Source organism: Microbacterium sp. NPDC058269 (assembly GCF_042881445.1).
Taxonomy (GTDB): domain Bacteria; phylum Actinomycetota; class Actinomycetes; order Actinomycetales; family Microbacteriaceae; genus Microbacterium.
Genome location: NZ_JBHVXT010000001.1, coordinates 1098674 through 1124472 on the forward strand (window position 1 = coordinate 1098674; position 25799 = coordinate 1124472).

The 25799-nt window shown below is 69.1% G+C and carries 29 protein-coding genes; 10 read left to right on the top strand and 19 right to left on the bottom strand.

Annotated features, from left to right (window positions below; translation table 11 throughout):
• Positions 1-50: 50 nt before the first annotated feature.
• The 5 genes from ACFVWL_RS05435 to xylB all read left to right on the top strand — a co-directional run bounded on the left by ACFVWL_RS05435 (position 51) and on the right by xylB (position 6305).
• Positions 51-1097, top strand: a complete 1047-nt coding sequence (locus ACFVWL_RS05435) for an NAD(P)-dependent alcohol dehydrogenase (protein WP_387179514.1) — start codon at positions 51-53, stop codon at positions 1095-1097.
• Positions 1094-2698 carry a sugar ABC transporter ATP-binding protein gene (locus tag ACFVWL_RS05440; RefSeq protein WP_387179517.1) on the top strand — a complete coding sequence of 535 codons (1605 nt, stop codon included), beginning with the start codon at positions 1094-1096 and terminating at the stop codon, positions 2696-2698. Before ACFVWL_RS05435 ends, ACFVWL_RS05440 begins: the two co-directional genes overlap by 4 nt.
• The gene (locus ACFVWL_RS05445) at positions 2695-3702 is read left to right on the top strand and encodes an ABC transporter permease (RefSeq protein WP_387179520.1); all 1008 of its coding nucleotides are present in this window, start codon (positions 2695-2697) and stop codon (positions 3700-3702) included. The genes ACFVWL_RS05440 and ACFVWL_RS05445 overlap by 4 nt, the downstream gene beginning before the upstream one ends.
• 112 nt (positions 3703-3814) lie before the next feature.
• Entirely contained in the window at positions 3815-4831 is a 1017-nt protein-coding gene (locus tag ACFVWL_RS05450; protein WP_387180924.1) for a substrate-binding domain-containing protein, read from the top strand.
• Between the two features lie 73 nt (positions 4832-4904).
• Complete coding sequence (gene xylB / locus ACFVWL_RS05455; protein WP_387179523.1) at positions 4905-6305, top strand: xylulokinase; 1401 nt, start codon at positions 4905-4907, stop codon at positions 6303-6305.
• Positions 6306-6341: 36 nt separating this feature from the next.
• Here xylB and rhaI read toward each other — a convergent pair whose 3' ends face one another.
• Genes rhaI through ACFVWL_RS05485 form a run of 6 tightly spaced genes read right to left on the bottom strand, consistent with a single transcriptional unit; the run spans position 6342 to position 12596 of the window.
• The gene (gene rhaI / locus ACFVWL_RS05460; protein ID WP_387179526.1) at positions 6342-7508 is read right to left on the bottom strand and encodes an L-rhamnose isomerase; all 1167 of its coding nucleotides are present in this window, start codon (positions 7506-7508) and stop codon (positions 6342-6344) included.
• On the bottom strand, positions 7505-7867 hold the full coding sequence (locus ACFVWL_RS05465; RefSeq protein ID WP_387179529.1) for an L-rhamnose mutarotase: 363 nt from the start codon (positions 7865-7867) through the stop codon (positions 7505-7507). The genes rhaI and ACFVWL_RS05465 overlap by 4 nt, the downstream gene beginning before the upstream one ends.
• A 59-nt stretch (positions 7868-7926) precedes the next feature.
• Positions 7927-8958, bottom strand: coding sequence for a rhamnose ABC transporter substrate-binding protein (gene rhaS / locus ACFVWL_RS05470; RefSeq protein ID WP_387179532.1), 1032 nt, complete (start codon positions 8956-8958; stop codon positions 7927-7929).
• Positions 8959-9004: 46 nt separating this feature from the next.
• Positions 9005-10057 carry an ABC transporter permease gene (locus ACFVWL_RS05475; RefSeq protein WP_387179535.1) on the bottom strand — a complete coding sequence of 351 codons (1053 nt, stop codon included), beginning with the start codon at positions 10055-10057 and terminating at the stop codon, positions 9005-9007.
• Positions 10054-11046, bottom strand: coding sequence for an ABC transporter permease (locus tag ACFVWL_RS05480; protein ID WP_387180927.1), 993 nt, complete (start codon positions 11044-11046; stop codon positions 10054-10056). The genes ACFVWL_RS05475 and ACFVWL_RS05480 overlap by 4 nt, the downstream gene beginning before the upstream one ends.
• Positions 11047-11069: 23 nt before the next feature.
• Positions 11070-12596, bottom strand: coding sequence for a sugar ABC transporter ATP-binding protein (locus tag ACFVWL_RS05485; protein ID WP_387179538.1), 1527 nt, complete (start codon positions 12594-12596; stop codon positions 11070-11072).
• A 160-nt stretch (positions 12597-12756) separates the two neighbouring features.
• On the opposite strand from ACFVWL_RS05485, the gene ACFVWL_RS05490 reads away from it, so the two are divergent.
• Positions 12757-13761: a LacI family DNA-binding transcriptional regulator gene (locus ACFVWL_RS05490; RefSeq protein ID WP_387179540.1), complete on the top strand. Its 1005-nt coding sequence runs from the start codon at positions 12757-12759 to the stop codon at positions 13759-13761.
• A gap of 32 nt (positions 13762-13793) precedes the next feature.
• Here the strand turns inward: ACFVWL_RS05490 and ACFVWL_RS05495 are convergent, their stop codons facing one another.
• The 9 genes from ACFVWL_RS05495 to ACFVWL_RS05535 form a co-directional block, all read right to left on the bottom strand.
• A complete protein-coding gene (locus ACFVWL_RS05495) occupies positions 13794-13997 on the bottom strand; it encodes a hypothetical protein (protein ID WP_387179543.1) in 204 nt (67 codons plus the stop codon).
• A gap of 56 nt (positions 13998-14053) precedes the next feature.
• On the bottom strand, positions 14054-14668 hold the full coding sequence (locus ACFVWL_RS05500) for a hypothetical protein (RefSeq protein ID WP_387179546.1): 615 nt from the start codon (positions 14666-14668) through the stop codon (positions 14054-14056).
• Complete coding sequence (locus ACFVWL_RS05505; RefSeq protein WP_387179549.1) at positions 14665-15249, bottom strand: DUF6286 domain-containing protein; 585 nt, start codon at positions 15247-15249, stop codon at positions 14665-14667. The genes ACFVWL_RS05500 and ACFVWL_RS05505 overlap by 4 nt, the downstream gene beginning before the upstream one ends.
• A complete protein-coding gene (locus ACFVWL_RS05510; protein ID WP_387179552.1) occupies positions 15246-15638 on the bottom strand; it encodes a hypothetical protein in 393 nt (130 codons plus the stop codon). The genes ACFVWL_RS05505 and ACFVWL_RS05510 overlap by 4 nt, the downstream gene beginning before the upstream one ends.
• On the bottom strand, positions 15638-15826 hold the full coding sequence (locus ACFVWL_RS05515; RefSeq protein WP_017829702.1) for a DUF2273 domain-containing protein: 189 nt from the start codon (positions 15824-15826) through the stop codon (positions 15638-15640). The genes ACFVWL_RS05510 and ACFVWL_RS05515 overlap by 1 nt, the downstream gene beginning before the upstream one ends.
• Positions 15823-16338: an Asp23/Gls24 family envelope stress response protein gene (locus ACFVWL_RS05520; protein ID WP_029264815.1), complete on the bottom strand. Its 516-nt coding sequence runs from the start codon at positions 16336-16338 to the stop codon at positions 15823-15825. The genes ACFVWL_RS05515 and ACFVWL_RS05520 overlap by 4 nt, the downstream gene beginning before the upstream one ends.
• A gap of 152 nt (positions 16339-16490) precedes the next feature.
• Positions 16491-17126: a DUF1684 domain-containing protein gene (locus tag ACFVWL_RS05525; RefSeq protein ID WP_387179556.1), complete on the bottom strand. Its 636-nt coding sequence runs from the start codon at positions 17124-17126 to the stop codon at positions 16491-16493.
• Positions 17127-17135: 9 nt separating this feature from the next.
• Positions 17136-17942: a sugar nucleotide-binding protein gene (locus tag ACFVWL_RS05530; RefSeq protein WP_387179559.1), complete on the bottom strand. Its 807-nt coding sequence runs from the start codon at positions 17940-17942 to the stop codon at positions 17136-17138.
• Positions 17943-17966: 24 nt separating this feature from the next.
• Positions 17967-18428 (bottom strand): MarR family winged helix-turn-helix transcriptional regulator, encoded by a 462-nt coding sequence (locus tag ACFVWL_RS05535; RefSeq protein ID WP_387179562.1) that lies wholly within the window; start codon positions 18426-18428, stop codon positions 17967-17969.
• A gap of 115 nt (positions 18429-18543) precedes the next feature.
• Between ACFVWL_RS05535 and ACFVWL_RS05540 the strand changes: the two genes are divergently transcribed.
• Both ACFVWL_RS05540 and ACFVWL_RS05545 read left to right on the top strand, forming a co-directional pair.
• The gene (locus ACFVWL_RS05540; protein ID WP_387179564.1) at positions 18544-19740 is read left to right on the top strand and encodes an MFS transporter; all 1197 of its coding nucleotides are present in this window, start codon (positions 18544-18546) and stop codon (positions 19738-19740) included.
• 34 nt (positions 19741-19774) lie between these two features.
• Complete coding sequence (locus tag ACFVWL_RS05545; RefSeq protein ID WP_387179567.1) at positions 19775-20764, top strand: NADP-dependent oxidoreductase; 990 nt, start codon at positions 19775-19777, stop codon at positions 20762-20764.
• On the opposite strand, the gene ACFVWL_RS05550 is transcribed toward ACFVWL_RS05545, so the two are convergent.
• Positions 20757-21428: a GPP34 family phosphoprotein gene (locus ACFVWL_RS05550; protein WP_387179570.1), complete on the bottom strand. Its 672-nt coding sequence runs from the start codon at positions 21426-21428 to the stop codon at positions 20757-20759. The two genes, ACFVWL_RS05545 and ACFVWL_RS05550, sit on opposite strands and share 8 nt — an antisense overlap.
• Before the next feature lie 141 nt (positions 21429-21569).
• Positions 21570-22220, bottom strand: coding sequence for an MIP/aquaporin family protein (locus tag ACFVWL_RS05555; RefSeq protein WP_387179574.1), 651 nt, complete (start codon positions 22218-22220; stop codon positions 21570-21572).
• A gap of 241 nt (positions 22221-22461) precedes the next feature.
• Here ACFVWL_RS05555 and ACFVWL_RS05560 point away from each other — a divergent pair, with 241 nt between their 5' ends.
• Together ACFVWL_RS05560 and ACFVWL_RS05565 are read left to right on the top strand one after the other, a co-directional pair.
• Positions 22462-23847, top strand: coding sequence for an APC family permease (locus ACFVWL_RS05560; RefSeq protein ID WP_387179576.1), 1386 nt, complete (start codon positions 22462-22464; stop codon positions 23845-23847).
• Entirely contained in the window at positions 23834-24064 is a 231-nt protein-coding gene (locus ACFVWL_RS05565; RefSeq protein WP_387179578.1) for a multidrug transporter, read from the top strand. Before ACFVWL_RS05560 ends, ACFVWL_RS05565 begins: the two co-directional genes overlap by 14 nt.
• A 14-nt stretch (positions 24065-24078) precedes the next feature.
• On the opposite strand, the gene ACFVWL_RS05570 is transcribed toward ACFVWL_RS05565, so the two are convergent.
• Together ACFVWL_RS05570 and corA are read right to left on the bottom strand one after the other, a co-directional pair.
• Complete coding sequence (locus ACFVWL_RS05570; protein ID WP_387179581.1) at positions 24079-24672, bottom strand: isochorismatase family protein; 594 nt, start codon at positions 24670-24672, stop codon at positions 24079-24081.
• Positions 24673-24746: 74 nt separating this feature from the next.
• Entirely contained in the window at positions 24747-25763 is a 1017-nt protein-coding gene (gene corA / locus ACFVWL_RS05575; protein ID WP_387179584.1) for a magnesium/cobalt transporter CorA, read from the bottom strand.
• Between the last annotated feature and the right edge of the window lie 36 nt (positions 25764-25799).

Below are 25799 nucleotides of genomic sequence, written 5' to 3' on the forward strand. Positions count from 1 at the left end.
GTCGAGCAATCACGACTGCACGACCGCACCGCCGCACCACGAGGAGCCCGATGAAGCGCACTGACCTGCCGACGACCATGCGTGCGAGCGTATTGGTGCGAGCCGGCGAGCTCACGGTCGAGACCCGCCCCGTTCCAGCCCCGGCCGCCGATCAGGTGATCGTCCGGGTCAACGCGGTCGGCATCTGCGGCTCGGACGTCCACTACTTCCACGAAGGACGCATCGGCGACTTCGTCGTCGAGGAGCCGCTCGTGCTCGGCCACGAGGCCGGCGGCACGATCGTGGCGGTCGGCACCGACATCGACGACTCCCGCGTGGGCGAGCGCGTCTCGATCGAGCCGCAGCACCCGTGCCGCGTGTGCGAGTTCTGCCGCAGCGGCCGCTACAACCTCTGCCCGCAGATCGAGTTCTACGCCACCCCGCCGATCGACGGCGCGTTTGCCGAATATGCCGCGATCCAGGGCGACTTCGCCTACGCGGTGCCCGACTCCGTGAGCGACGACGCCGCGGCGCTCATGGAGCCGCTGTCGGTCGCCATCGCCGCCGTGCAGAAGGCGGGCGTGCGCCCGGGGAGCCGGGTGCTCATCACGGGAGCCGGCCCCATCGGCATCGTCACCGCGCAGACCGCGCGGGCATTCGGCGCGACCGAGATCGTGATCAGCGACCCGATGGCCGAGCGTCGCGAGGTCGCCCTCCGGTTCGGCGCGACCGAGGCCGTCGACCCTGCGGCCGGTCCGCTCGGCTCGGGGTACGACTCGTTCATCGACGCCTCCGGCTCCCCCGTCGCCGTGAAGCAGGGCATCTCGGCCCTGAAACCCGGCGGCGTCGCCGTTCTGGTGGGCATGGGCGCCGATGAGATCGCGCTCCCCGTCTCCACGATCCAGAACCGCGAGCTGATCGTCACCGGCATCTTCCGCTACGCGAACACCTGGCCCACCGCGATCGAGCTGGTCGCTTCCGGGGCCGTCGACCTCGATGCGCTGGTCACCGGATCGTTCGGACTCGCCGAGGTGCGCGAGGCGCTCGACTCCGCCTCGCACCCCACGACGCTGAAGAGCATCGTGCGCCCCGACCGCGAGCACGCGAGAGAATCATGACCGACCTCGGACACACAGGGAACATCGCCCTCGACGAGCAGCCCGACATGCTCGCGTGCGTCGACATCCGCAAGGCGTTCGGCGGGGTGCCCGTGCTCAAGGGCGTGGGTCTGCATCTCGTGCCCGGCACCGTCACCGCGCTCGCGGGAGAGAATGGCGCCGGCAAGTCGACGCTCATGAAGATCGCCTCCGGGCAGATGAAGGCCGATGCCGGGCGTGTGCTCGTGCGCGGCGAAGAGCTCACCGCAGGTTCTGCCCGCGACGCCCACCAGCGCGGCATCGCCATCGTGCCCCAGGAGCTCGCCTCGATCCTGGACACCACGGTGTATGAGAACATCTTCGTCGGTCGAGAACTCCGGGGCCGATTCGGCCTCGTCGACCGGCGCCGCATGGCGAGGGAGGCCAGGGAGATGCTCGCCGAGTTCGGCGTCGACATCGACCCCAAGGCGCGCATGGGATCGCTGCCGGTGGGACTGCGCCAGATCGTCGAGATCGTCAAGGCCACCAGCACCGGTGCCCGGGTGCTGCTGCTGGACGAGCCCACCAGCGCGATCGCCGAACGGGAAGTCGCCCGTCTGATCGAGAGCATGCGCATGCTGCGCGACCGCGGCGTCGCGATCCTCTTCACCACGCACAAGATGGAGGAGATCCGCGCGATCGCCGACCGGGTCGTGGTGCTCCGCGACGGCGGCCTGGTCGCCGATGAGCCGCTCTCGGAGCTCAGCGACGACGACATCGTCACCGCGATGATCGGGCGGGAGCTCGAGGATCTGTTCCCCGACCTGCCGCCGGCCTCCGACGACATCGCCCTCTCGGTGCGCGGGCTCGAGTACACGCCGGCCCCGCAGCCGGTCGACCTGCAGGTGCGGCGCGGCGAGATCGTCGGGCTCGCGGGCCTCGTCGGCGCCGGACGCACCGAGCTCATCGAGGCCCTCTTCGGGGTGCGCTCCTCGACGGCGGGCGAGATCACGGTCGGCGGCAGCCGCGTGCGCCGCGGCCGCCCCGCCGACGCGATCACGGCGGGCATGGCCCTCGTGCCCGAAGACCGCAAGGGCGCGGGAGCCGTGCTCAGCATGGACATCCTCGCCAACGCCACACTGCCGCGCATGGGCCAGTTCTCCGTCGCCGGGTGGCTCAAGGGACGCAGCCGCGTGGACGCCGTCTCCGAGGTGATGAGCTCGGTGCGCCTGCGCAGCCGCGGCCTCGGACAGCTCATGGAGACGCTCTCGGGCGGCAACCAGCAGAAGGTCGTGCTCGCCCGCTGGCTCACCGGCGAGGTCAAAGTCCTGCTGCTCGACGAACCGACCCGCGGCGTCGACATCGGCGCCCGCAGCGAGATCTACCGCATCATCACCGACCTCGCGGCTTCCGGCATGGCCGTGGTCATGGCCTCGAGCGACATGCCCGAGATCCTCGCCCTGTCGCACCGCGCCCTCGTGCTCAAGGACGGCGGCGTGGTGGCCGAGCTCGACCGCGCCTCGCTGCAGCAGCCCGACGTGCAGGACCGCATCTTCCGACTCGCGAGTGGACTCGACATCTCCGACATGCCGTCGAGCACCACGCCTTCCGGTACCGCCCCTTCCGCAAAGGACGACCAATGACCGACACCCGCACCGCCGCGCAGACCTTCGTGCCCGAGTCGGAAGTGAAGCGCTTCAGCCCGACCTGGTTCGGCGACCTCGCGATCCGCTACGCGATGGTGATCGTGATGGTGCTCATCATCGCGTTCTTCCTCTACCGCAGCGCGCGCTTCGGCACGGTCGACAACCTGCAGACGATCCTGGTCGCCGCCGCCCCGTTCGCCCTGATCGCGCTCGGACAGACACTCGTGATCCTCACCGGCGGCATCGACCTGTCGGTCGGCAGCGTGATCGCCGCGGCCGCCGTGTTCGGCAGCCTCACCGCCAAGGCCTTCCCCGATCAGATCTGGCTCGCGATCGTCGCCGGCGTCGTGGTGGGCTTCATCGCCGGCGCCATCAACGGCTTCGTGGTGTCGGTGATCAAGGTGCCCCCGTTCATCGCGACACTCGGGATGCTGACGCTCGCGTCCGGCGTCGCCTACGTCGCGGGCAACGGCGCCCCCATCACCGGGCTGCCGGCCGACTTCTCCCGTATCGCCAATGCCCAGTTCGGCGGACTCACGCTGCCGGTCATCCTGATGATCGTCGGCATCCTGGGGCTCGCCATCGTGATGCGCCGCACCACCTGGGGCATGCGCGTCTACGCGATCGGCGGCAACCCGATCGCCGCGGGCATCGCGGGCATCAACGTGGGTCGCACCATCTTCAGCGTGTATGCCATCTCCGGCATGCTCGCCGGCATCTCCGGCGTCATGCTCGCCAGCCGTGTCACCCTCGGTGCGCCGAACCTCGGCGTCGGGTACGAGCTCGACGCGATCGCCGCCGTCGTGATCGGCGGGGCGAGCCTGCTCGGCGGTCGCGGATCCATCTGGGGCACGGCCCTGGGCCTGCTCCTCATCCAGACCCTCAACAACGGTCTCGACATCCTGACCGTCCCCGCCTACTGGCAGAAGGTCATCAAGGGCGTGCTCATCGTCGCGGCGGTCGCCGTGGACGTGTGGGCGACCCGACGACGAAGCCGCTGACCGATCACGACGAAGACCCTGCTTCATCGCACCACCCAACGAGAGGAATCCCATGTTCACCAAGAAGAGCCGCATCGCCGCGGCTTTCGCCGTCACCTCCGTCGCCGCGCTGATGCTCGCCGGGTGCGGCGCCGGCGACCCGAACGCGAACGCCGGCGGCGGAGACGACAGCGGCCAGGAGCGCATCACCATCGGCGTGAGCGTCTACGACATGTCGTCGTTCGTCACCGAGGGCAAAGAGGGCATCGAGCGCTACGCCGAGGAGAACAACATCGAGATCCTGTGGAACTCCGCAGGTCTCGACGTCAACACACAGGCGAGCCAGGTCGACCAGTACGTCACCGCCGGCGTCGACGCCATCGTGGTCATCCCCGTGCAGGCCGACTCGCTGCAGCCGCAGATCGCCGCCGCGAAGGCTGCCGACATCCCCTTCTTCGACGTGAACGCGTCGCTCAACAGCGAAGACCTCACCGGCTCGGTGCAGCCGGACGACGTGGCTGCGGGCGAGCAGGAAGCGCAGATGATGATGGATGCCCTCGGGGGCACGGGCAACGTCATCATCCTGCAGGGCCCCCTCGGCGGATCGGGCGAGATCAACCGCGGCAAGGGCATCGACAAGGTGCTCGCCGAGAACCCCGACGTGAAGGTCCTCGCCAAGGACACCGCGAACTGGAAGCGCGACGAGGCCGTCAACAAGGTCAGCAACTGGATCTCGGCGTTCGGCGACGACATCGACGGCGTGATCGCCCAGAACGACGACATGGGCCTCGGCGCCCTGCAGGCCCTCAAGGAAGCCGGCATGACCGACGTGCCGATCGTGGGCATCGACGGCATCGCCGACGGCCTCGAAGCCGTCAAGAACGGCGACTTCATCGGCACCTCGCTGCAGAACGGCACGGTCGAGCTGTCGGCCGGCGTCGCGTACGCGGCAGCCATCGTGCGCGGGGAGGACGTCAAGGAGAACCCCATCTACCTGATGCCCGCGATCACGAAGGACAACGTCGATGAGGCGATCGGCCACGTGGTCACGGAGCGCGACGCGTTCCTGAAGAACCTCAGCGAGATGACCAACAAGAACCTCAAGAGCGGCAACATCGCTTATGAGGGTCTCACCGGCCAGTCGGAGTGACGGACGGACCCGAGCCGCGAGGATGCTTCGGCGTCTTCGCGGCTCGGGTCGTTCACGGATGAGGGAGAAGCGGATGCGGTCGACATACGTCGCCGGGGTGGATTCGTCCACGCAGAGCTGCAAGGTGACCGTGCATGATGTGGCGACCGGGGAGGTCGTGCGCACCGGACGAGCGTCGCATCCGTCCGGCACGGAGGTCGATCCCGAGGCCTGGTGGACGGCCCTGCAGCAGGCGATCGTCGACGCCGGCGGACTGGACGACGTCGCCGCGATCTCGATCGCCGCGCAGCAGCACGGCCTCGTCGCACTCGACGCCCAGGGGAACGTCGTCCGCGACGCCCTGCTCTGGAACGACGTGCGCAGTGCGGATGCGGCGGCGGCGCTCGTCGCGGAGGTCGGCGCCCAGGACTACGCGCGCCGGGTCGGAGTCGTCCCCGTGGCGTCGTTCACGGGCGCCAAGCTGCGGTGGTTGCGGGACCAGGAGCCGACGAACGCGGCCAGGGTCGCCGCCGTCGCCCTCCCCCACGACTGGCTCTCCTGGCGACTGCGCGGGTATGGGCCCGTCGGTGCGTCCGACCTCGGTCCCGACCTCGACGCCCTCGCCACCGACCGCTCCGACGCGAGCGGCACCGCGTACTGGAGCGCCTCCACCGGCACCTACGACCGGGACCTGCTCGAGCGCGCGTTCGGTCGCGTCCCGGTCCTCCCCCGCGTGCTCGGACCCGCTGAGCGGATGGGCATCACGCCCGCGGGTGCCGTGGTCGGCGCCGGGCTGGGCGACAATGCCGGCGGTGCACTCGGGCTCGGCGCCCGACCCGGCGACGCGGTGATCTCGATCGGTACGAGCGGCACGGTCTTCGCCGTCTCCGAACGCCCCATCGCCGATCCGACAGGAGTCGTGGCGGGCTTCGCCGACGGCAGCGGCCATCACCTGCCTCTCGTCGCCACGCTCAATGCGGCGCGCGTGCTCGATGCCGTGGCCGGGCTGCTCGGCGTCGATCACGGCGAACTCGCCCGCCTGGCGCTGGAAGCCGAACCCGGAGCGGACGGCCTGGTGCTGCAGCCCTACTTCGAGGGGGAGCGCACCCCGAACCGCCCGGATGCCACGGCCACCCTGTTCGGCATGTCGCTCGCCTCGACGCGGCGCGAGACGCTGGCCCGCGCCGCGGTGGAAGGGCTGCTGTGCGGTCTCGCCGACGGCCTCGATGCGATCCGTCGGTGCGGGGTGCCGGCCGCACGCATCCTGCTCATCGGTGGTGCTGCGCGCAATCCCGCGGTGTCGCAGATCGCCGCGCAGGTGTTCGACGTGCCGATCGTGGTGCCGGGCATCGATGAGGCCGTCGCCCGCGGAGCCGCGGTCCAGGCAGCCTGGGCCCTCACCGGCGAGCGCCCGTCGTGGGGCGACGGCGACGCGCAAGACTTCGCGGTCGACCACCGCCCCCTCATCCGGCAGCAGTACGCCGCCCGGGCCTGAGCACGGGCGGCGCACCGATCACCAGCGGCTGCGCGGTCAGGCGCCCCAGCCGGCCTGCACGCCACCCACACGCTCGGCGGCGATCTTCTGCGGGTAGCCGGAGGCGAGGTAGGCGGCCATCGGGTCGGCGGGAAGGCCGCGCGACTCTCGCCACTCGGCGAGGGCCGGACGCACGTCGGTGTAGAAGGCATCCATGAAGACGGCGTTCGCGGCGAGCACGTCGCCCGACTTCTGCGCGGCGGCGAGAGCGTCACGGTCGACGAGCAGCGCGCGAGCCGTCATCTCCTGCACGTTCAGCACCGAGCGGATCTGGCCGGGGATCTTGTCCTCGACGTTGTGGCACTGGTCGAGCATGAACGCGACGTCGGGGTTGTTCAGACCCCCGCCGCGGATGACCTCGAAGAGGATGCGGAACAGCTGGAACGGGTCGGCCGCCCCCACGATCAGGTCGTCGTCGGCGTAGAAGCGCGAGTTGAAGTCGAACGATCCGAGCTTGCCGAGGCGCAGCAGCTGCATCACGATGAACTCGATGTTCGTGCCGGGGGCGTGATGGCCCGTGTCGAGGCACACCATCGCCTTGTCCCCCAGGGCGCTCACCTGGGCGTACGAGGTGCCCCAGTCCGGGACGTCGGTGTGATAGAACGCCGGCTCGAAGAACTTGTACTCCAGGACCAGGCGCTGGTCGTCGCCGAGGCGGTCGTAGATCTTCTGCAGCGAGTCCTGCAGGCGGTCCTGACGCCCGCGCATGTCGGCCTGGCCGGGGTAGTTCGACCCCTCGGCCAACCAGATCTTGAGGTCACGGCTGCCGGTCGCGTCCATCACGTCGATGCAGGTGAGATGGTGGTCGATCGCCTTCTGGCGGATGGCCGGGTCTTCGTGCGTGAGGGCGCCGAACTTGTAGTCGTCGTCCTGGAACGTGTTGGAGTTGACCGTGCCGAGCGTCACCCCGTGGTCCTCGGCGTGCTTTCTCAGGTCGGAGTACGAGTCCACCACGTCCCACGGGATGTGCAGCGCTACTGCGGGGGCGAGTGCCGTGTAGCGGTTGACCTGGGCGGCGTCGGCGATCTTCTCCCACGCATCCCGCGGGGTGCCCGGCGTTCCGAACACTTTGAAACGCGTGCCGGAGTTGCCGAAGGCCCAGCTGGGGAGCTCGATGCTCTGCTGCTCGAGAATGGCGAGGTTCAGAGGGGTGAGGATGCTCACGATGCACTGCTTTCGTTCTGGAGACCGGAGGAGGAGAGCTGGTCTTCGAGGTGGAACACCTCGGGAAGTGTGGGGGCGGCCTGGTCCGGTCGGCCGTCGAGGCCGACGAAGAAGCGGCCCATCTCGGCCTCCCAGCGCGCGGCGACGGGCGACGCGGCGAGATACGCCTGGGCCGCCGCGTCGTCATCGGTCTCGTAGTAGCCGATGAGCTCACCGTCGGGGGCGAGGAAGAGCGAGTAGTTGCGGCGTCCGGCCGCCGCGATCTCGGCGAGCATCTCGGGCCACACGGGCGCGTGACGTTCGCGGTACTCGTCCAGAAGCTCCGGTCGCACCTGGAGCTTCACGCATACGCGGGTCATGAGGGCCTTTCTGCGAGCGCCCGGCCGACCCACTGTGCCGGCCGGGCGCTCGGTGTTCATCAGAAGTCGAACTCGCCGATGTTGTCGGCGTTGAACACGAACGGGTCGCCGAGCAGCACGACACCGTCGTCGCCGACCGTGTACTCGCCGAGGTCGCCCGCGGTGAAGGTGTCACCCTTCTTGCCGGTGATGTCGCCCTCGATGAGCGCCTGCGCCGCGAAGGCCGCGAGGTAGCCGAGGTCTTCCGGGTTCCACAGGGCGAACGACGTGACGGTGCCGTCCTCGACGTACTCGCGCATCTGGTTCGGGGTGCCGAGACCGGTCAGGGCGACCTTGCCCTTGTAGTCCGAGGTGGACAGGTAGCGGGCGGCTGCGGCGATGCCGACCGTCGTGGGCGAGATGATGCCCTTGAGGTTCGGGTGGGTCTGCAGCAGGGCCGCGGTCTTGTCGAACGAGGTCTGGTCGTCGTCGTCGCCGTAGACGGTCTCGACGAGCGTGATGTCGGGGTAGTCGCTGGCGAGGTACTCCTTCATCAGGTCGATCCAGGCGTTCTGGTTGGTCGCGTTGGCCGAGGCCGACAGGATCGCGATCTCTCCGGCGCCGCCGATCTGCTCGGCGATCTGGTCGACCTGCACCTTCGCGATGCCCTCGGAGTCCGCCTGGTTGATGAAGACGTCGCGGCATTCCGGGTTGGTGTCGGAGTCGAAGGTGACGACCTTCACGCCGCCGTCGCGCGCTTCGTTCAGCGCGTCGCAGATCGCCTTCGGGTCGTTCGCCGAGACGACGAGCGCTCCGACGCCCTGCTGCGTGGCGGTGTTGATGTAGCTGACCTGTGCGTCGGGGGTGGCCTCGGCCGGTCCGACCTCGGCGAACGTGCCGCCGAACTCCTCGACGGCCGCCTTGCCGCCCTTGCTCGAGGTGTCGAAGTAGGGGTTTCCGAGGTTCTTCGGCAGGAAGGTGATGGCGAGGTTGCCGTCTCCGCCGTCGCCGGCGCCGTCGTCGCCGCCGGTGCTCGCGCATCCGGACAGGGCGACCGCTGCGGCCACCGCGAGGGCGGCGAACGCGGTCACACGCTTGCGTGCAAACATCATTGTTCTGTTCCTTTCGTGAGGGGGTGCCGCGACTGCGGCGTCGGCGTCATGAAGCTGTGGGTGTGGCGCCGGTGGATGGACGTCCCGGCCGGCGACGGGTCTTCTGCAACCAGGCCAGGAAGCTTGCGGCCACCACCGAGACGACCAGGAGGGCGCCGGTGATGATGTTGATCACGTCGGAGGTCACGTTCATCAGGCGCAGCGCGCTGGCGAGCGAGCCGATGAGGAGGGCGGCGGCGACGACTCCGTAGATCTTTCCCCGTCCGCCGAACACCGAGACTCCGCCGAGGACGACCGCCGCGATCACCTGCAGCTCGAGCCCGGTGGCGTTGTCCCCTCGCGCGCTGCCGTAGCGGAGCGTGTAGAACACCCCGGCGAACGCGGCGACCACTCCGGAGAGCACGAAGAGGATGAACTTCGTCCGCTCCACGTGCACCCCCGAGAACCGCGCGGCGTCCTTCGAGAGGCCGATCGCGTACACGCCACGACCGAACGATGTGTAGTGCAGCAGGAGGATGAAGCCCACCAGCAGAAGCAGGAACGGGATCATGACCACGGGGATCGTCGTGCCGGCGAGCTTCGCCTTGGCGAGGTCGGTCCAGAACTCGGGGAACTCCGTGACCGCCGCCGTGCCGAGCACCCCGACCGCGAGCCCGCGGAAGAGCGCGAGCGTTCCGATCGTGACGGCGAGCGACGGCAGGCCGACCACCGTCACGAGGAACCCGTTGAACGCCCCGCCGACCAGACCGACAAGCAGGGCCGCCAGGGCGGCGACCTCGAAGGGGATCCCGCCCTGCACCAGGGCTCCGGTGACGACGCTGGAGAGCCCGACCATGCTGCCGACCGACAGGTCGATCTCGCCGGTGATCATCACGAGCGTCATCGGCAGGGCGATCAAGAGGATCGGGGCGATGTCGAGGAGCAGGTAGGTCAGCGTGATCGGCTGTCCGAAGCCGCGGACGGTGCTCGCGGAGACGATGACGACGAGGACGAGCAGGGCGACGATCGCCATCTCCCTGGTGAGGAGGACGCGGCGCCAGAGCGGCTTGTCGAAGTCGCGGATGACCCGGGTGGTCGCGGTCGTGGTCGCGGCGGTCATGACTTGTCCCTCGCTTCGATGAGCCGTCGTTTCTGGCGGACGGCGAGGACGCGGTCGAGCACGATCGCGCCGATGATCAGGAGGCCGACGACGGCGCGCTGCCAGAAGTCGGGGATGCCGAGGATCGGAAGGGCCCGGTTGATCGTGAGCAGCAGCACCGCGCCGATCGCCGCGCCCCACACCGAGCCGATCCCGCCGGTGATGGCGACGCCGCCGATCACGGCCGCGCCCACCGCGTCGAGCTCCCATCCGGCTCCGGCTTGCGAGTTGATGGTGCCGTAGCGGGCGGCGTAGAACACTCCGGCGAGACCGGCGAGAGCGCCCGAGACGACGAAAGCGGTCAGCACGCGGCGGGTGACGCGGAGGCCGTACAGCTCGGCCGCTGCGGGGTCGGAGCCGATCGCGTAGTACTCGCGGCCGCCGCGGGTGTTCTTCATGTACCAGGCGGCACCGGCGAGCACGATGAGGGCCACGATCGTGAGGATCGGGATGCCGACGAGCTGCCCGGTGCCGAGAGCCAGGAAGTCCTTCGGCATGTCGGAGGCGTTCACCCGGTCGCTGCCGGTCCACAGCACGTTGATGCCGCGGTAGGCGTAGAGCGTGCCGAGGGTGATCACCATGGCGGGCACCTTGGCGAAGGCCACCAGCGCGCCGTTGATGAGTCCGAGGAGGGCTCCGAAGACGACGGCCGCCACGACCACGATGACGATCGGGATGCCGGGGACGTCGATGAACAGGCGACCGGTGAGGTAGGCGGTGAGCCCCATGACCGAGCCGACCGAGAGGTCGACGTTGCGGGTGATGAGGACGATGGCCTGCCCGACGGCGACGAGCACGAGGATCGACGGTGTGAGGAGCAGGTCACGCCAGCCGTCGGGGCTGAACAGGAAGTTGGAGTTGTTCGTCGTGGCGGCGATGATCACGAGCGCCAGGGCGAGGAGGATGCCGAACTCCCGCGCCCTGCCGAGCGCGGAGAGCCTCTTCGTCATCGAGGAGACGGGGATGGCGGTGGTCACGAGGAGAGCTCCGATGCGTGCGTCGCGGCGTACATGACATTCTCGGAAGTGGCCTCCGAGCGGGCGATCTCTGCGGTGATCCGCCCCTCGCGCATGACGAGGACGCGGTCGGCCATGCCGAGCACCTCCGGCAGCTCGGACGAGATCATGAGGATTCCCATGCCCTGCCCCGCGAGCTCGGAGAGCAGCCGGTGCACCTCGGACTTCGTGCCGACGTCGATTCCGCGGGTGGGCTCGTCGATGATGAGGACCTTCGGCTGCGTCGCGAGCCACTTGGCGAGGACGACCTTCTGCTGGTTGCCGCCGGAGAGCGTGGCGGCGACCGTGTCGAGGGCGTGTGTCTTGACTTCGAGCCTGGTGGCCCATTCCCGGGCCGCGCGGTTCTCGATCCTCGTGGTGATGAATCCCAGCTTCGCGAGCTGGCGGCGGATCGAGAGGGTGATGTTGCCGCCGACGCCGGATTCGATCACGAGTCCCTGCTTGCGGCGGTCTTCGGGGACGAGCGCGAGGCCGGCGCGCATGGCGTCGGTGGGACGACCGCGAGGGATGCGGGCCCCCTGCATCGTGACTGTCCCCGCGCGGTAGGGGTCGACGCCGAAAACGGCACGAGCCACTTCGCTGCGGCCGGCGCCGACGAGACCGGCCAGGCCCACGATCTCGCCCGATCGCACGGTGAAGGAGATGTCGTGGAAGACGCCGGGGCTGGTGAGGTTCTCGACCTCGAGCAGCGGACCGCCGACCCTGGTCTCCTGCTTGGGGAACAGCTCGGTCACCTCGCGGCCGACCATCTGGTGCACGATCTCCTCGACCGAGGTGTCGGCGATCGCACTGGTGGCGATGTAGGCGCCGTCGCGCATGACCGTGACCGTGTCGCAGAGGGCGAACACCTCGTCGAAGCGGTGCGAGATGAAGATGAGTGCGCGGCCCTCGTCGCCGAGGCTGCGTGCGATCGTGAAGAGACGCTCGACCTCGACGCCGGACAGCGCGGCGGTGGGTTCGTCCATGACGAGCAGGCTCGCGTCGAGGGAGACGGCCTTCGCGATCTCGATGACCTGCTGGTCGGCGATCGACAGTCCCTCCGCCGGACGGTCGGGATCGATGGTCACGCCCAGTCGGGTGAAGAGACGCTCGACCTCGTGCCGCATCGCCTTGCGGTCGATCCGTCCGAAGCGACCGGTCGGCTGGCGCCCCATGAAGATGTTCTCGGTGACGGACAGATCGGGGAAGAGCGTCGGCTCCTGGTAGATCACGGCGACGCCCGCGCTCTTCGACTGCGCGGTCGAGGAGAAGTCCACGTCTTCGCCGTGGAACCGGAACACCCCGTCGTCGCGCTGGTAAAGACCGGCGACGATCTTCACGAGGGTCGACTTGCCCGCGCCGTTCTCGCCGACCAGGGCGTGGATGGAACCGCCGTCGACCGACAGCGTTCCGGAACGGAGAGCGACCACCGCGCCGAACGACTTGCGGATGTCGCGGAGTTCGAGCGCCGGCGGAGCGGCGGGAACCCCAGAGGGAATCGTCATTGATCGGACCTAAACTGCAGGATCATCCCTGCGGATTGAATCGTTTTAAAGAGTGGAGCATCTGTAAATTACGACCCTCGCGGGCGTGCTGTCAAGTCACAGAATGGGCAGTGGTACGTTTCAGGGAAGGTTTCGCGGATGCCGCGGGAAGGAAGAGGTCGTGGTCGTCAGTGTTCGAGATGTCGCTCTCGCCGCATCCGTCTCCGTCGGGACCGTCTCCAACGTCCTGAACCACCCGGACAAGGTCTCCCCCGCCACGGTGGAACGGGTCACCGCGGCCATCGAGAAGCTCGGCTTCGTGCGCAACGACGCAGCCCGACAGCTCAGAGCCGGCCACAGCCGCTCGATCGGTCTCGTCGTGCTCGACGTGCGGAACCCCTTCTTCACCGACATCGCCCGCGGTGCGGAGGAACGCGCCGCCGAGGCCAAGATGACGGTCACACTCGGCAACAGTGACGAGAAGGTCGAACGCGAGCGCGCCTACATCGATCTGTTCGAGGAGCAGCGCATCGCCGGCCTCCTCATCTCCCCGCTCGCCGATGACCTCCCACGCCTGCGTCGGCTGCGTGATCGGGGCACGACCGTGGTGCTCGTCGATCGAGAAGTCGCCGACGAGAGCTTCTCCTCGGTCTCGGTCGACGACGTGGGCGGCGGCTACCTCGCCGTGCAGCACCTCGCGAGCCTGGGTCGACGGCGCATCGCCTTCGTCGGCGGACCGATGAGCATCCGCCAGGTGGTCGACCGGCTCGAGGGCGCCAGCAGGGCGGCGAACGAGGCCGGGGTCTCGCTCGAGGTCATCCTGACCGACTCGCTGAGCGTGCTCGCCGGCCGTGCTGCCGGCGAGACCCTGAGCGCGCGCGCACCCGAGGAGCGACCGGACGCCGTCTTCGCCGCGAACGACCTGCTCGCGATGGGCGTGCTGCAGGCGCTCATGATGCGCAGCAGCATCCGGGTGCCGGAGGAGATCGCCCTCATCGGCTACGACGACATCGACTTCGCCGCGGCGGCCGTCGTCCCGCTCTCCTCGATCCGCCAACCTGCCGAGCTCATCGGCTACACGGCCGTCGATCTGATGCTGCGCGAGGCGGGGGGACAGTCCGAGCGGGAGCGCGTGGTGTTCCAGCCGGAACTCGTCGTGCGGGATTCGACCGCGCGACAGGGCTGACCGACGCCGTCGGACCGACCCCTGCTGAGGGGTCAGCGGCCGAGGGCCTTCCGCGCCTTCTTGGCCGCCTTCTCCGCGGTCTTCCGGCGCTGCTTCCTGGCTTTGGGGTCGTTCCACATGCGCACCAGCTGATGCCGGACCGACTCGCCCTTGTTCACCTGCACGGTGGCCGCCCGGCTGCCGAGGACGTATGCGACGAAGGCGACGCCGACGATGAGGAGGATCTTGTTGCGCATGATGCCTGCTTTCTGCGGGAGTGGGGCGACCGGCGCGCTCAGGAGAGACGGTGTGCTCAGGAGAGACGGCGCTGGTCGTGCGCGAGTCGGGCCCGAAGGCTCGTGTGGACCGAGACGAACGTCTCGGTGTCGCGCCCGGTCAGGACGGCGAGGTTCGCGAGCAGGCGGTCGACATGATCGACCAGCTCGCGCGGGTCGGTGTTCTGCCGCGGCGTCACGGATACGTGCAGCACGGGGCTGCGGCGCACGTCGTTGGCCGTGACCTGCGCCGAGAGCACCTCGTCCCGTGTCGTGAGGGAGTTCTTCACAGCATCCGACACGAACGACTCATTGACGGTCACACGCCCCAGCGGGTTCTGCGCTCCTGTCGAGCGGAGCACGGTCTTCGAGCGGCGACCCGCGATGCTCGTGAGCGCGAGGATCAGCAGCACGATCACGACCACGATCGCGACGACGGCGCCGATGCCGATCCACGACAGGCCTCCGCCCGCGATCGCGGTCGCGGCGATCGCCTGGTCGAGCCAGGAACGAGCGTTCTCGCCCGCAGCCGCCCAGATGTCCGACAGTGTCGGCCAGCTCATGATGGCGATGCCGAGAGCTCCGAGCGCGAGGAACAGCAGTCCGATGATCAGGAGGAGGGTGCGATTCAACGCACGGTTCGTGTTGTTCACAGGTCGTCTTCCTTCTCGGCGGGTCGCTCGATGCGCACCCGGGTACGGACCCTGCGGGCCAGCCTGTAGGTCTGCAGCTCCGCCTCGGCGGCCGCCTGCACGTCTGCCTTGTCGAGGGGGATGCCGATGCCGGGGCGCACGGTCACATCGACGGTGCGGTGTCCGACACCGACGGTGATGCTGTCGCGGGTGAGCCCGGTCTCCTCCGTGAGGTGCTGGGCCAACGCGCTGGCGATCACGCCGTTGTCGACGACGACGGCGCGTCCACCCGCATCGAGGACGTGCCTCGACAGTCGCCCGGGAGTGACGGCCAGCACGATGAAGATCAGTCCGATCAGGGCGAGGACCACACTGCCCGCGATCACGAGTCCGGCGGGCTGTGCGGTGGGCAGCCCGATCAGCCACCCTCCCGCGGCGGCCGGACCCACCAGGAGTGCGGGCTGCGCGGCGAGGCTCAGCACGATCTCGAGCCCGATGTAGGCGAGGGCCAGGATGAGCAGGATGACCGCGACGAACATCGCGACGGTGCGCGGCGAGTGCGTCTCGCGTCGGATGACGCGGCGCAGGACCGGGGTGCTCATTGCACTCGTCTCCTTTCCGGGATGGCGGCACCGGTGACGGTGAGGTTGATGCGGATGACGTTGCGTCCGAGGATCGCGCTCAGGCTCTGCTGCAGCTGTTCCTGCAGCTCGCGTGCGCGCTCGAGAACGGGCACGGTCTGAGCGATCGCGGCCGTGTCATCCAGGCGGGGAACGGGGAGAGGCGCGGCGATCCGCACCGTGAGCCCGCGCGGATGCTCGGCGACATCGACCTTCACGTCGCTGCGAGGCACCCCGATCAACGTCGCGGACGCCTTCTCGGTGACCGTGCGATAGACGCGATCCTTCACCTCGACGCGACCGCGGACGGCGGCCCCGCCGGCGGCGACTCCCGAGGGAGCGCCGCCGGCGATGTGCTGGTCGGCGCGCATCAGGAGGTGCGCCGCCCGGTGAAGACGTCGGCGAGACCGCGGACGTCGAGCTTGCCGGACGCGATCCGACCCACGAGCGCGCCGATTCCCGCGAACACGGCCATGAGGAGGAATCCCCAGAACCCGAACAGCAGGGCGGCGAGAGCGAGGAGAGCGCCGATCAGGGCACCGACCGTTGTGGCACTCATGAGACGCGCGACTCTTCGCTCTCGTCGCTGTCGTCGCCGGGCACGTGCACGTCGTTGACCTCGACGTTGACCTCGACGACCTCGAGGCCGACCAGGCGGCTGATCGCACCGGCGACAGCAGCACGGACGTTGTTCGCGACGTCCTGGATGGGTGCCGGGTACTCGACGACGATGGTCAGGTCGGCTGCGGCCTGCGTGTCGCCGACCTCGACCTTGACGCCCTGAGCGAGGTCGGTGGCGTTGATGACGTCGCGGATGGCGCCGAAGGCACGTGCGCCGCCGCCGCCGAGCGCGTAGACGCCGGCGACCTCACGCGCGGCGATGCCGGCGACCTTGGCCACCACGCCGTCGGCGATGGTCGTCTTGCCCGCGGCGTTCGCGTCGGTGGGGACGCGCGATGCGGAGAATCCGCTCGACCGGTCGACGCGCGATGCGCCGGTAGCGGCCTTCGGAGCAGCCTGGGCGAGCTCCTTCTCTGCCGGAGCGGGGGTGGTCTGGTCCTGGTTTGCCATGAGGTGTCCCATCTCGATCTGAAGACCGGTCGCGGGTCCCGTATGAGACTCCCGCCGGGAGCGAAACGCTCGCTCGGAGATAGGACGTGCGGGCGTGCGGATTCGTCACAAAACCGTTCAGATCCCGCCCCGCAGTCCGGAGGACGGCGAGCTCAGGTAGCCTCGGCTCCGTACAGCTCCCCCACCGGAACGGCGACCGGGAGCACGTTGCCCGGCTGCGCGAGCGGGCACGCCCACGCCGGGTCGTACGCACACGAGGGGTTGTACGCGAAGTTGAAGTCGAGCACGATCGTTCCGCTCACGGCGTCGGACCCGAGGTCGGCGCCCTTGATCGTGTCGATCAGGTAGCGTCCTCCGCCGTACGTTCCACCGGGGCGTCCGGCCAGCGCATCGCGCACCGGGATGAAGAGACCACCGCCGTAGGACTTCAGCCGCCAGACGTCGAGCGACCCGGCATCGGGGATCTCGACCCGACCGATGCGCGCGAACGGCACGATGCCGTCGGTGCCGGTCGCGAACTCGAAAGCCCCCTCGTCGGCGGGGAGGATCGGCAGTTCGAACCGCCACTGCGGATCGTAGGAGGCGATCGGAAGCCCCTCGAACAGCGCACGGTCCTCCGACAGCAGCGGGGTGGCGGAGTGGTGGAGCATCAGGTCGTCCCGCTCGATCCGCCAGAGTTCGTGCGCCTCTTCCGGGGAGTCGGCGATCCGCACGGCGTCATAGAGGGCGAAGACCCGACGCCGCCAGTCGACGACCTCGACGGCCGTGCGTGCAGCTGTGCTCGTCATGCCCCCAGGCTACGCGGAGGAGTCGGCGACCATCTCGGCGTATCCCTCTCGGTAGGTGGGATAGTCGAGGCTGCCGAGCACGGAGCGCAGAAGGGCCCCGTCGTACACGAACCCGCCCGGGTCCGCAGAGGCGACATCCGGCGGCACATCGAGGCCGAGCTCGTGCGCGATGAACGTGACGACCTCGCCGAGCGGCGCGGGGCTCTCGTCCACGGCGTGCACGAGTCGAGGCGGCTGCGTCATCCGCAACAGCAGCTCGAGGGTGCGCACCAGGTCGGTTTCGTGGATCCTGTTCGTGCGTCGCGCGTGTTCCACCGCCGCCCCTTCGCGCACCTTCCGCAGGAGGAACTCGCGGCCGGGCCCGTAGATCCCCGCCGGCCGGACGATCACCGCGTCGAAGATCTCGACCGCCGCCCGCTCTCCGTCGAGCAGTCCTCGCGACCGCTCGGTCGTCGGCGTCGGCCGATCCTGTTCCGTGAGCGGCCGCGAAGACCCCTGTCCGTCGAAGACGCCGGTCGACGACACGAAGACGGTGCGGGCGGGGAGTACGGGCAGGGCGTCAGCGAGATGCATCAGAGCCGTTCGATAGGCCGTCGCCGTGTCACCGGGCGGGAGGGTGACGAGCATGCGGTCGACGTCGGGAAGCCGCGCGCGGAGCGGCACCGAGAGGTCTGCGCGGATCCCGGTCGTGCCGGAGGGCGGAGCGCCGTCGCTCCTGCGCAGTGCGAAGACCTCGCCGTGCTCGAGAAGCTGAGGCGCCAGACGGGCGGCGATCTTGCCGGAGCCGACGAGGAGGGTGCGGGGCGGGCTGGTCACTGCCGAACCGTTCATCCGTCTCGCTCAGCCGGCGGCGAGGGCGGGCAGCGCCACACCGTGCAGGGCCTCGACGACGGGTGCCAGTTCCGGCTGCGTCGCCGCGTCTTCGAGCACCTGCTCGAGGGTGGCGTCATGGATGGGTCGCGCACGTTCGTAGAGTTCGCGCCCCGCGGGGGTGAGCTCGGTGTAGATGCCGCGCCGATCGTCGACGCACAGGATGCGTGTGAGGAGCCCCCGGTCTTCCAGGCGGTTCACCAGGCGGGTCGTGGCACTCGGGCTCAGGGCGGCCGCGCGCGCGAGCTGCTGCATGCGCATGTGCCATCCGTCCTGCCGGTCGAGCGCATCGAGCACGGTGTATTCGACCACCGAGAGGGAGGCCGCTTCCGCCAGGCTGCGTTCGAGCGCGGTCTCGATCAGACCGTGCAGGGCGGCGAGCGTCCGCCACCCCTGCGCGCGCACCTCGACCGCGTCGTCACCGATACCCATGGCCATCCTCCGAGATAGTTGCTTGCGCTAGATACTTGCGTGTGCAATCATTATGCTTCGACGCGCAATATGCGGCGTCTGCAAGTATCCCCACCAATGTACCAGGAGAATCGTCATGCCTCTAGGACTGATCGCCCTCGCCATCGGGGCGTTCGGCATCGGACTCACCGAGTTCGTCATCATGGGCCTGCTGCCAGAGGTCGCCCACGACTTCGGCGTCACCGAGTCGGCCGCCGGCTGGCTCATCTCCGGCTACGCGCTGGCCGTCGTGGTCGGTGCGCTCGTCCTCACCGCCGCGGCCACCCGGCTGCCCAAGAAGCCCGTGCTGCTCGGCCTCATCGTGCTGTTCATTATCGGCAACGTGCTGACCGCACTGGCCGACGACTACGGCGTCGCGATGCTCGGCCGCATCGTCGCCGCCCTCTGCCACGGTGCGTTCTTCGGCATCGGGTCGGTCGTCGCGGCGGGCCTCGTCGCCCCCGAGAAGAAGGCCGGCGCCATCGCCATCATGTTCACGGGCCTCACCGCCGCGAACGTCTTCGGAGTGCCGTTCGGCACCTTCCTCGGCCAGGAGCTGGGCTGGCGCTCGACCTTCTGGGCCATCTCCGGCATCGGCGTGCTCGCCTTCATCGGCATCGCCGCGCTGGTTCCCCGCCTTCCCCGCCCCACCGCGCAGGTCAGCCTCCGCAGCGAGCTCGCCGCGTTCCGCTCCGGACAGGTGTGGTTCTCGCTCGTCGTCACGATCCTCGCGTTCGGCGGGATGTTCGGCGCCTTCACCTACATCGCCTACACGCTCACCGAGGTCAGCGGCTTCGCGACCTCCGCCGTGCCGTGGCTGCTCGTGCTGTTCGGCGCCGGCCTCGTACTCGGCAACTGGCTGGGCGGACGCCTCGCCGACCGTGCGATCGACCGCACCCTGGTCATCTTCATCGCCGCCCTCGTGGTCGTCCTCGCCCTGTTCTCCGTGTCGGCGCAGTCGGGCATCGCCACGATCGTCGCCCTGTTCCTCATGGGCGGCTTCGGCTTCGGTACGGTGCCCGGGCTGCAGAGCCGCGTCATGCAGTACGCGGGCGGCGCGCCGACCCTCGCCTCCGGTGCGAACATCGGCGCGTTCAACATCGGCAACGCGCTCGGCGCCTGGGCGGGCGGAGTCGGCATCTCCGCGGGCCTCGGCTACACCTCGCCGATCTGGATGGGAGCGATCCTGACCGGCATCGCGCTCGTCGTGATGGTCGTCGCCGCGGCGCGCGCCCGCGCCACCGGATCGCGCGAGGGGGAGCCGACTCCCACCGCATCCGTGCCGGTCGGCTGACCCTGCCGCCGTCTCCGGCTCCTAGGCTGGGAGCATGACCCCCGAGCCGGCGGACACCGCGTCACGACGCGTCGTGTTCCGCCGGTTCGGCGGCCCGGAGGTGCTCGAGATCGAGCATCGCGCGGTCCCGCATCCGGCCAGGGGCGAGGTGCTCGTCCGCGTCGCCGCGGCCGGGGTGAATCCGGTGGATTGGAAGCTGTTCAGCGGACAGCCGATGCACGACCCCTACGAACGCAGCCTGCCCTCGGGCAACGGCTACGACTTCTCCGGCACGATCGAGGCGCTGGGCGACGGCGCGCACGACTGGTGGATCGGCGACCGCGTCTTCGGCGGACTGCGCTATCACGCACAAGCCGACCATCTCGTGATCGATCCCGCCGCGCTGGTGCGTGTTCCGCAGGGTCTCTCCCTCCTCGAGGCCGGGGCCCTCAACGTCACCGGCCGCACGGCCGTCGCGAGCGTGGAGTCGCAGAAGATCGCTGCGGGCGATGTCGTGCTCGTCAGCGGCGCGGCCGGTGGCGTCGGCATCCTCACGGCCCAGCTCTGCGTGCTGCGGGGCGCGCGCGTGCTCGGCACGGCCGGTCCACGCAATCACGCCCTGCTGCGTCGCCTCGGCATCGAGCCTCTCGCCCACGGGGATGCCCTCGCCCACCACCTCCGCGATGCGGCACCCGAGGGGCTCACAGCCGTGCTCGACACGGTCGGCCACGGCACGGTCGACCTGGCCCTCGCACTCGGTGTTCCCCCCGACCGGATCAACACGGTCGCCGACTACGACGCCCGTGCACGGCATCCGATCCGCGGGGTCGGCGGGGCTGCTGCCGGCGCCGTCGAACTCGCGCTCATCGCGCAGCTGATCGCCGACGGCCACGTCGAGCTGCCGATCGACTCGGTGCACCCGCTCGATGAGGTACGGGAAGCGTACGCGCGGTCGATCTCCGGCCGTGCGACTGGAAAGATCGTGCTCACGACCCCATCCGCCTCCGACTCCCGAGACGGATCAGGAAACCCTCCGGTCAGGTGACGGTCGCGGCGACGAACACCGGAGTCATCGCCACCATCAGCGCCGCCGCGACGGCGGAGTTCACGGCCTTCGAGACCGCGTCGCCTTCGGGAGAGCCGGCTGTGAGCTGCGCGATCCGCTTCTTCAGCTGACCGGCGGTGGCGCCACCCGACTCCGCGCGCAGGACCGGATGCGCCGCGTTGAGCGACTGCAGGATGGACAGCAGCGTGAGGTCGGCCTGGGTGGGAGCTGCCGTCCCCGCGAGCACGGCGGCCAGACGCGACCGCAACAGCACCTCGGGTCCGGGGTCGACCTCCGGGGTCCGCTGCGCACCGAGGCCGAAGAATCCGCGCTCTCCGCGCACGAGCACTCCCTGACGCACAAGCGACGCGACGACATCCTCGAGCGGGTCGAGCTTCGAGCGCATCACCAGCGACTGCAGACGCGTGCCGTCGACAGGGGTGAGCCGCGCGAGAGTGGCGTCGAGCACGGGGTGGCCCGTCGGCTCCGCAGACGAGATCTGCACCGCAGGATGCTTCTCGTCGGTCACTCGCACCTGCCCATGCAGGGCGAGATCGACGATCACGGCGGCGATCTCGCCGTACAGCCGGTGCACGCTCGCCGCGGTCTCGATCCGTCCGTCCGGGCGCAGGAGCAGCAGGTGGAGTTCCTCGACGATCAACATGGTTCCACGCTACGAGCCCTCGCCCGTACCGGCATCCCCCGTGCGGGGGATCCTCGACGACGGCCACCGAACGACGAACACCGAACGCGGAAGCGCCGCGCCCTTCGAGAAGGATGCGGCGCTTCGAGCGTGCAGCGGGAGTTACTCCGCCGCGGCGATCTTCTTGGCGTCGTCCGTGTTGAGCACGCGGAACAGGATCGCGGCGATCACGGCGCCCACGACCGGGGCGACGATGTAGAGCCACAGCGAGCTCCACGCGAAGTGACCACTGACCGAGAGGCCGAGTGCGACGGCCGGGTTGAAGCCGCCACCCGAGATCGAGCCGACGGTGGCCGCACCGATGAACACGGTCGCACCGATCGCGAGGCCGTAGAACGAGTTGCCCGCGGTGTCCTTCGACGTGGCGGTGTTGAGCACGACCCACACCAGGATCAGCGTGAAGAGCGCCTCGACGAGGAACGCCGGACCGACCTCGATGACCATGGCCTTCTCGCCGGCGGGCCACACGGCGAGCGCGACGAGCGCAGCCACGGCGCCACCGACGAACTGGGCGACGAGATACGCGATGAAGTCGACGGCATTGAGGCCGCCGCGCAGGAACACGCCGACCGAGACGGCCGGGTTGAGGTGGGCGCCCGAGATGTGGCCCGTCGAGTAGACGAGCACCATCAGGGTGAAGCCGATCGCGAGCGGGGTCAGCGGGCTTTCGCTGTTCACCGCGGCGATGATCGCGAGGACGAAGAGGAAGGTGGCGATCGCTTCTGCGAGCGCCTTGCGTGCCGTACCAGTCATGAGAGAGCCCTTTGTCTTGGGGATTCGAGAGAGAAGGCCCGTCTGCCACGCGCTCCGGTCGAGGCCCCCTCGTGCGGCACCGACGTTATCGCTGCGCCTGCCGGGATATCGGTAGCCGCGCGGACTTTCTGTGAATTCGCTGAACTTGCGCGCGAGCGGCGATCGCAATGGCCGACGCCTGACCGCTCCCGGCGATGTCAACCCCGTGGCCCATGCTCCCGCGCACCCGTACCTTTCGAAGATGACCACCGAGACCGCGCCGGCCGCCGAGACCTCCACCCGGTTGCGCAGGGCAATCACCGGTCCACTCTTGTTCGCCTTCATCCTCGGCGATGTGCTGGGTGCGGGCATCTACGCGCTGATGGGCGTGCTCTCCGAGAAGGTGGGCGGGATGCTCTGGGCTCCCCTGCTCCTGGCGCTTCTTCTCGCCATGCTCACCGCGGGCTCGTACGCCGAGCTCGTCACCAAGTACCCGCGCGCCGGAGGAGCGGCCGTCTTCGCGGAGCGCGCGTTCCACAGTCCGCTGGTCTCATTCCTGGTGGGCTTCAGCATGCTGGCGGCGGGCGTGACCAGCGCGGCCGGTCTCGCCATCGCGTTCGCCGGCGACTACCTGGGCACTTTCCTCGACCTGCCGACCATTCCGGTCGCGATCGCCTTCCTCGCCCTCGTCGGTCTTCTGAACGCCCGAGGCATCCGCGAATCCATGGGGGCGAACCTCGTGATGACGGCGATCGAGCTCAGCGGCCTGGTCATCGTCGTCGCCGTGGTCGCGATCTTCGTCGGCGGCGGCGGTGGCGATGTCTCCCGTGTCGCCGAGCCGCCGGAGGGAACCGGTGTCGCCGTCGCGGTGCTGTCCGGTGCGGTGATCGCCTACTACTCGTTCGTCGGGTTCGAGACCTCCGCGAACATGATCGAAGAGGTGAAGGATCCGCGCCGCACCTACCCCCGGGCTCTGTTCGGCGCACTCATCACCGCCGGGGCGGTCTACGTCCTGGTGGGCCTGGCCAGCTCGATCGCCCTGCCTCCCGCCGAGCTGCAGGAGTCGAGCGGTCCGCTGCTCGCCGTGGTCGAGGCCACCGGCGTCAGCATCCCGTCCTGGCTGTTCAGCCTCATCGCGCTCGTCGCCGTCGCCAACGGTGCACTGCTGACCATGATCATGGTCAGTCGTCTGACCTATGGGATGGCCGAGCAGGGGCTGCTGCCCGCAGCCCTCGGCCGCGTGCTCCCGAAGCGGAAGACCCCGTGGGTCGCGATCCTGACCACCACTCTCGTGGCGATGGGGCTGACGCTCGTCGGCGATCTGGCGACCCTCGCCGAGACGGTCGTGCTGTTGCTCCTCGTCGTCTTCCTCAGCGTCAACGTGTCCGTGCTGGTGCTGCGTCGAGACCGCGTCGACAACGATCACTTCCGCGTGTGGACCTTCGTCCCGGTGCTCGGCATCGGCTCCTGCGTCCTGCTGCTCACCCAGCAGCGTCCGGCCGTCTGGCTCTTCGGCGCGATCCTGCTCGCCGTCGGCGGCGTGCTGTACGTGCTGGCGCGCTGGGGCAGGAAACATGCCGCGAAGAAGAACCCCCCTCTCGACGGCGAACCCGTCGACGACCAGAAGGAGAACCATGAGCACGCCTGAGCAGCACACGTCGGCCGACCAGATGACGAGCGCGCAGAAGCGGCACGATCAGCTGACGGCTGCGCCCGACGCCACCGAGGCCGACGCCGCACCCCGCATCGAGGTCAGCGAACACGACGGCAACACGCGCATCGACGTCGCGCCGGAAGCGCCGGTGCGTCCAGGACCCGGCCCGGGAATGCCCGAGGCCGACTCGGAGGCCGACCCCGAAGACTGACCCGCCGGCCGGGCTCAGCTCGAGACGGGGGCGTGATCCGCGGTCGCGCCGACCCGTTCCCGCGTGCTCGAGATCGTCGCGAACCCCCGGGCCGAGAGGATGCTCTCGGTGCGGCGCATGATGTCCTCCCCCGAGACGGCGGTCAGCCCGTCCGCCGCCGGTATCGACGATGTCGTGGTGGCATCCGTGATGAACTCCACGTCGAACCCGAGGTCGGCAGCCACCCGCGTCGTCGTCTCGCAGCACTGCTCGGTGCGGATGCCGCAGACCACGAGGCGACGGATGCCGTCACGTTGCAGCCGCTCCTGGAGGTCGGTCGACGTGAAGGCGTTGATGGTCGTCTTCGTGAGCGCCTGTTCCGAGGCCAGAGGAGCGAGTGCGGCGATCACTCGCACGAATCCGTTGACGGGGTCGAACACTCCCCCGGTACCGGGCTCGGAGTGGGTGATCCAGACGACGTGGTCTCCCACCTCACGCGCGTGCGCGACGAGGAGCGCGATGTTGTCGAGCACGGCAGGATTGGCGGTGTGCTCCCAGTCGTCGACGCGCTGGCGGAACGACTCCTGCGCATCGATGACGAGCAGGGCGGTGGCGGAATGAACGTTCATCCGCTCATCGTCTCGGTCGTCACCGCCGCCGGCAAGGTGTCGAACGGCCGACGACCGCGCGAATCCGGACAGTCCTAGAGCCAGCCCTTGCGCTTGAACGCCGCATACAGACCGAAGCCCAGCGCGATCATCATGCCGACCGCCATGGGGTAGCCGAGCAGCCAGTGCAGCTCCGGCATGTGGTCGAAGTTCATGCCGTAGATGGTGCCCACGAGCGTCGGGGCGAACAGGATCGCCGCCCATCCCGAGATCTTCTTGACCTCGTCGTTCTGACGGATGCTGAGTTCCGTCATCCGCCGCATCTCTTCGTTCTGGCGGCGCGCGACGATCGTCGACTCGACGGTGAGCGCGTTGTCGAGCACGGTGCGAAAGGTCGTCGCACGGTCGCTCACGCGCAGGGTGTGATCGAGCACGTCGCGGAGGTAGCGCCGCAACTCCTCACTCACCTCGTACTTGTCCGACCCTCGCAGCAGGGCCTCCAGCATCCCCGACAGCGGCTGCGTGGCGCGCTGGAAGTCGATGACCTCGCGCCCCAGGTCGTAGATGCGCTGCGTGGCGTCGGTGTCCTCCTCGAACAGCTGGCTCTCGATCTCGTCGATGTCGTTCTCCAGCCCTGCGAGGACGGGCGTGTACTCGTCGACGACCTCGTCGAGGATGGCGTACAGCACGGCTTCGGGACCGTGGGCGAGGAGCGCGGGGTCGGCCTCCAGCCGGCGTCGGACGCGACCGAGGTCAGGAGCCTCCGCGTGCCTGATCGTCACCACGAAGTCGCGGCCGACGAGCACGTGCACCTCGCCGAACTCGACCTCCTCGACGTCGTCGAGGTAGCGGGCCGGCCTCAGCACCATGAACAGCACGTCACCGTAGCGTTCGAGCTTGGCACGCTGATGGCCGGAGAGGGCGTCCTCCACGACGAGCTCGTGGATGCCGAACTCGTCGGCGACCTCCCGGATCTCCTCTTCGCTCGGTCGATAGAGGCCGATCCACCCCATGCCGTCGCGCTCCCGCATGCGCTCGAAGGTCTCGCTGAGGGTCACCGGATTCTCAGTGCGGACGCCATCCACGTAGATCGCATTGTCGATGATCGCCATCGTCGCCCCTTCGCGTCCCTGTCGGTCAGACCGCGA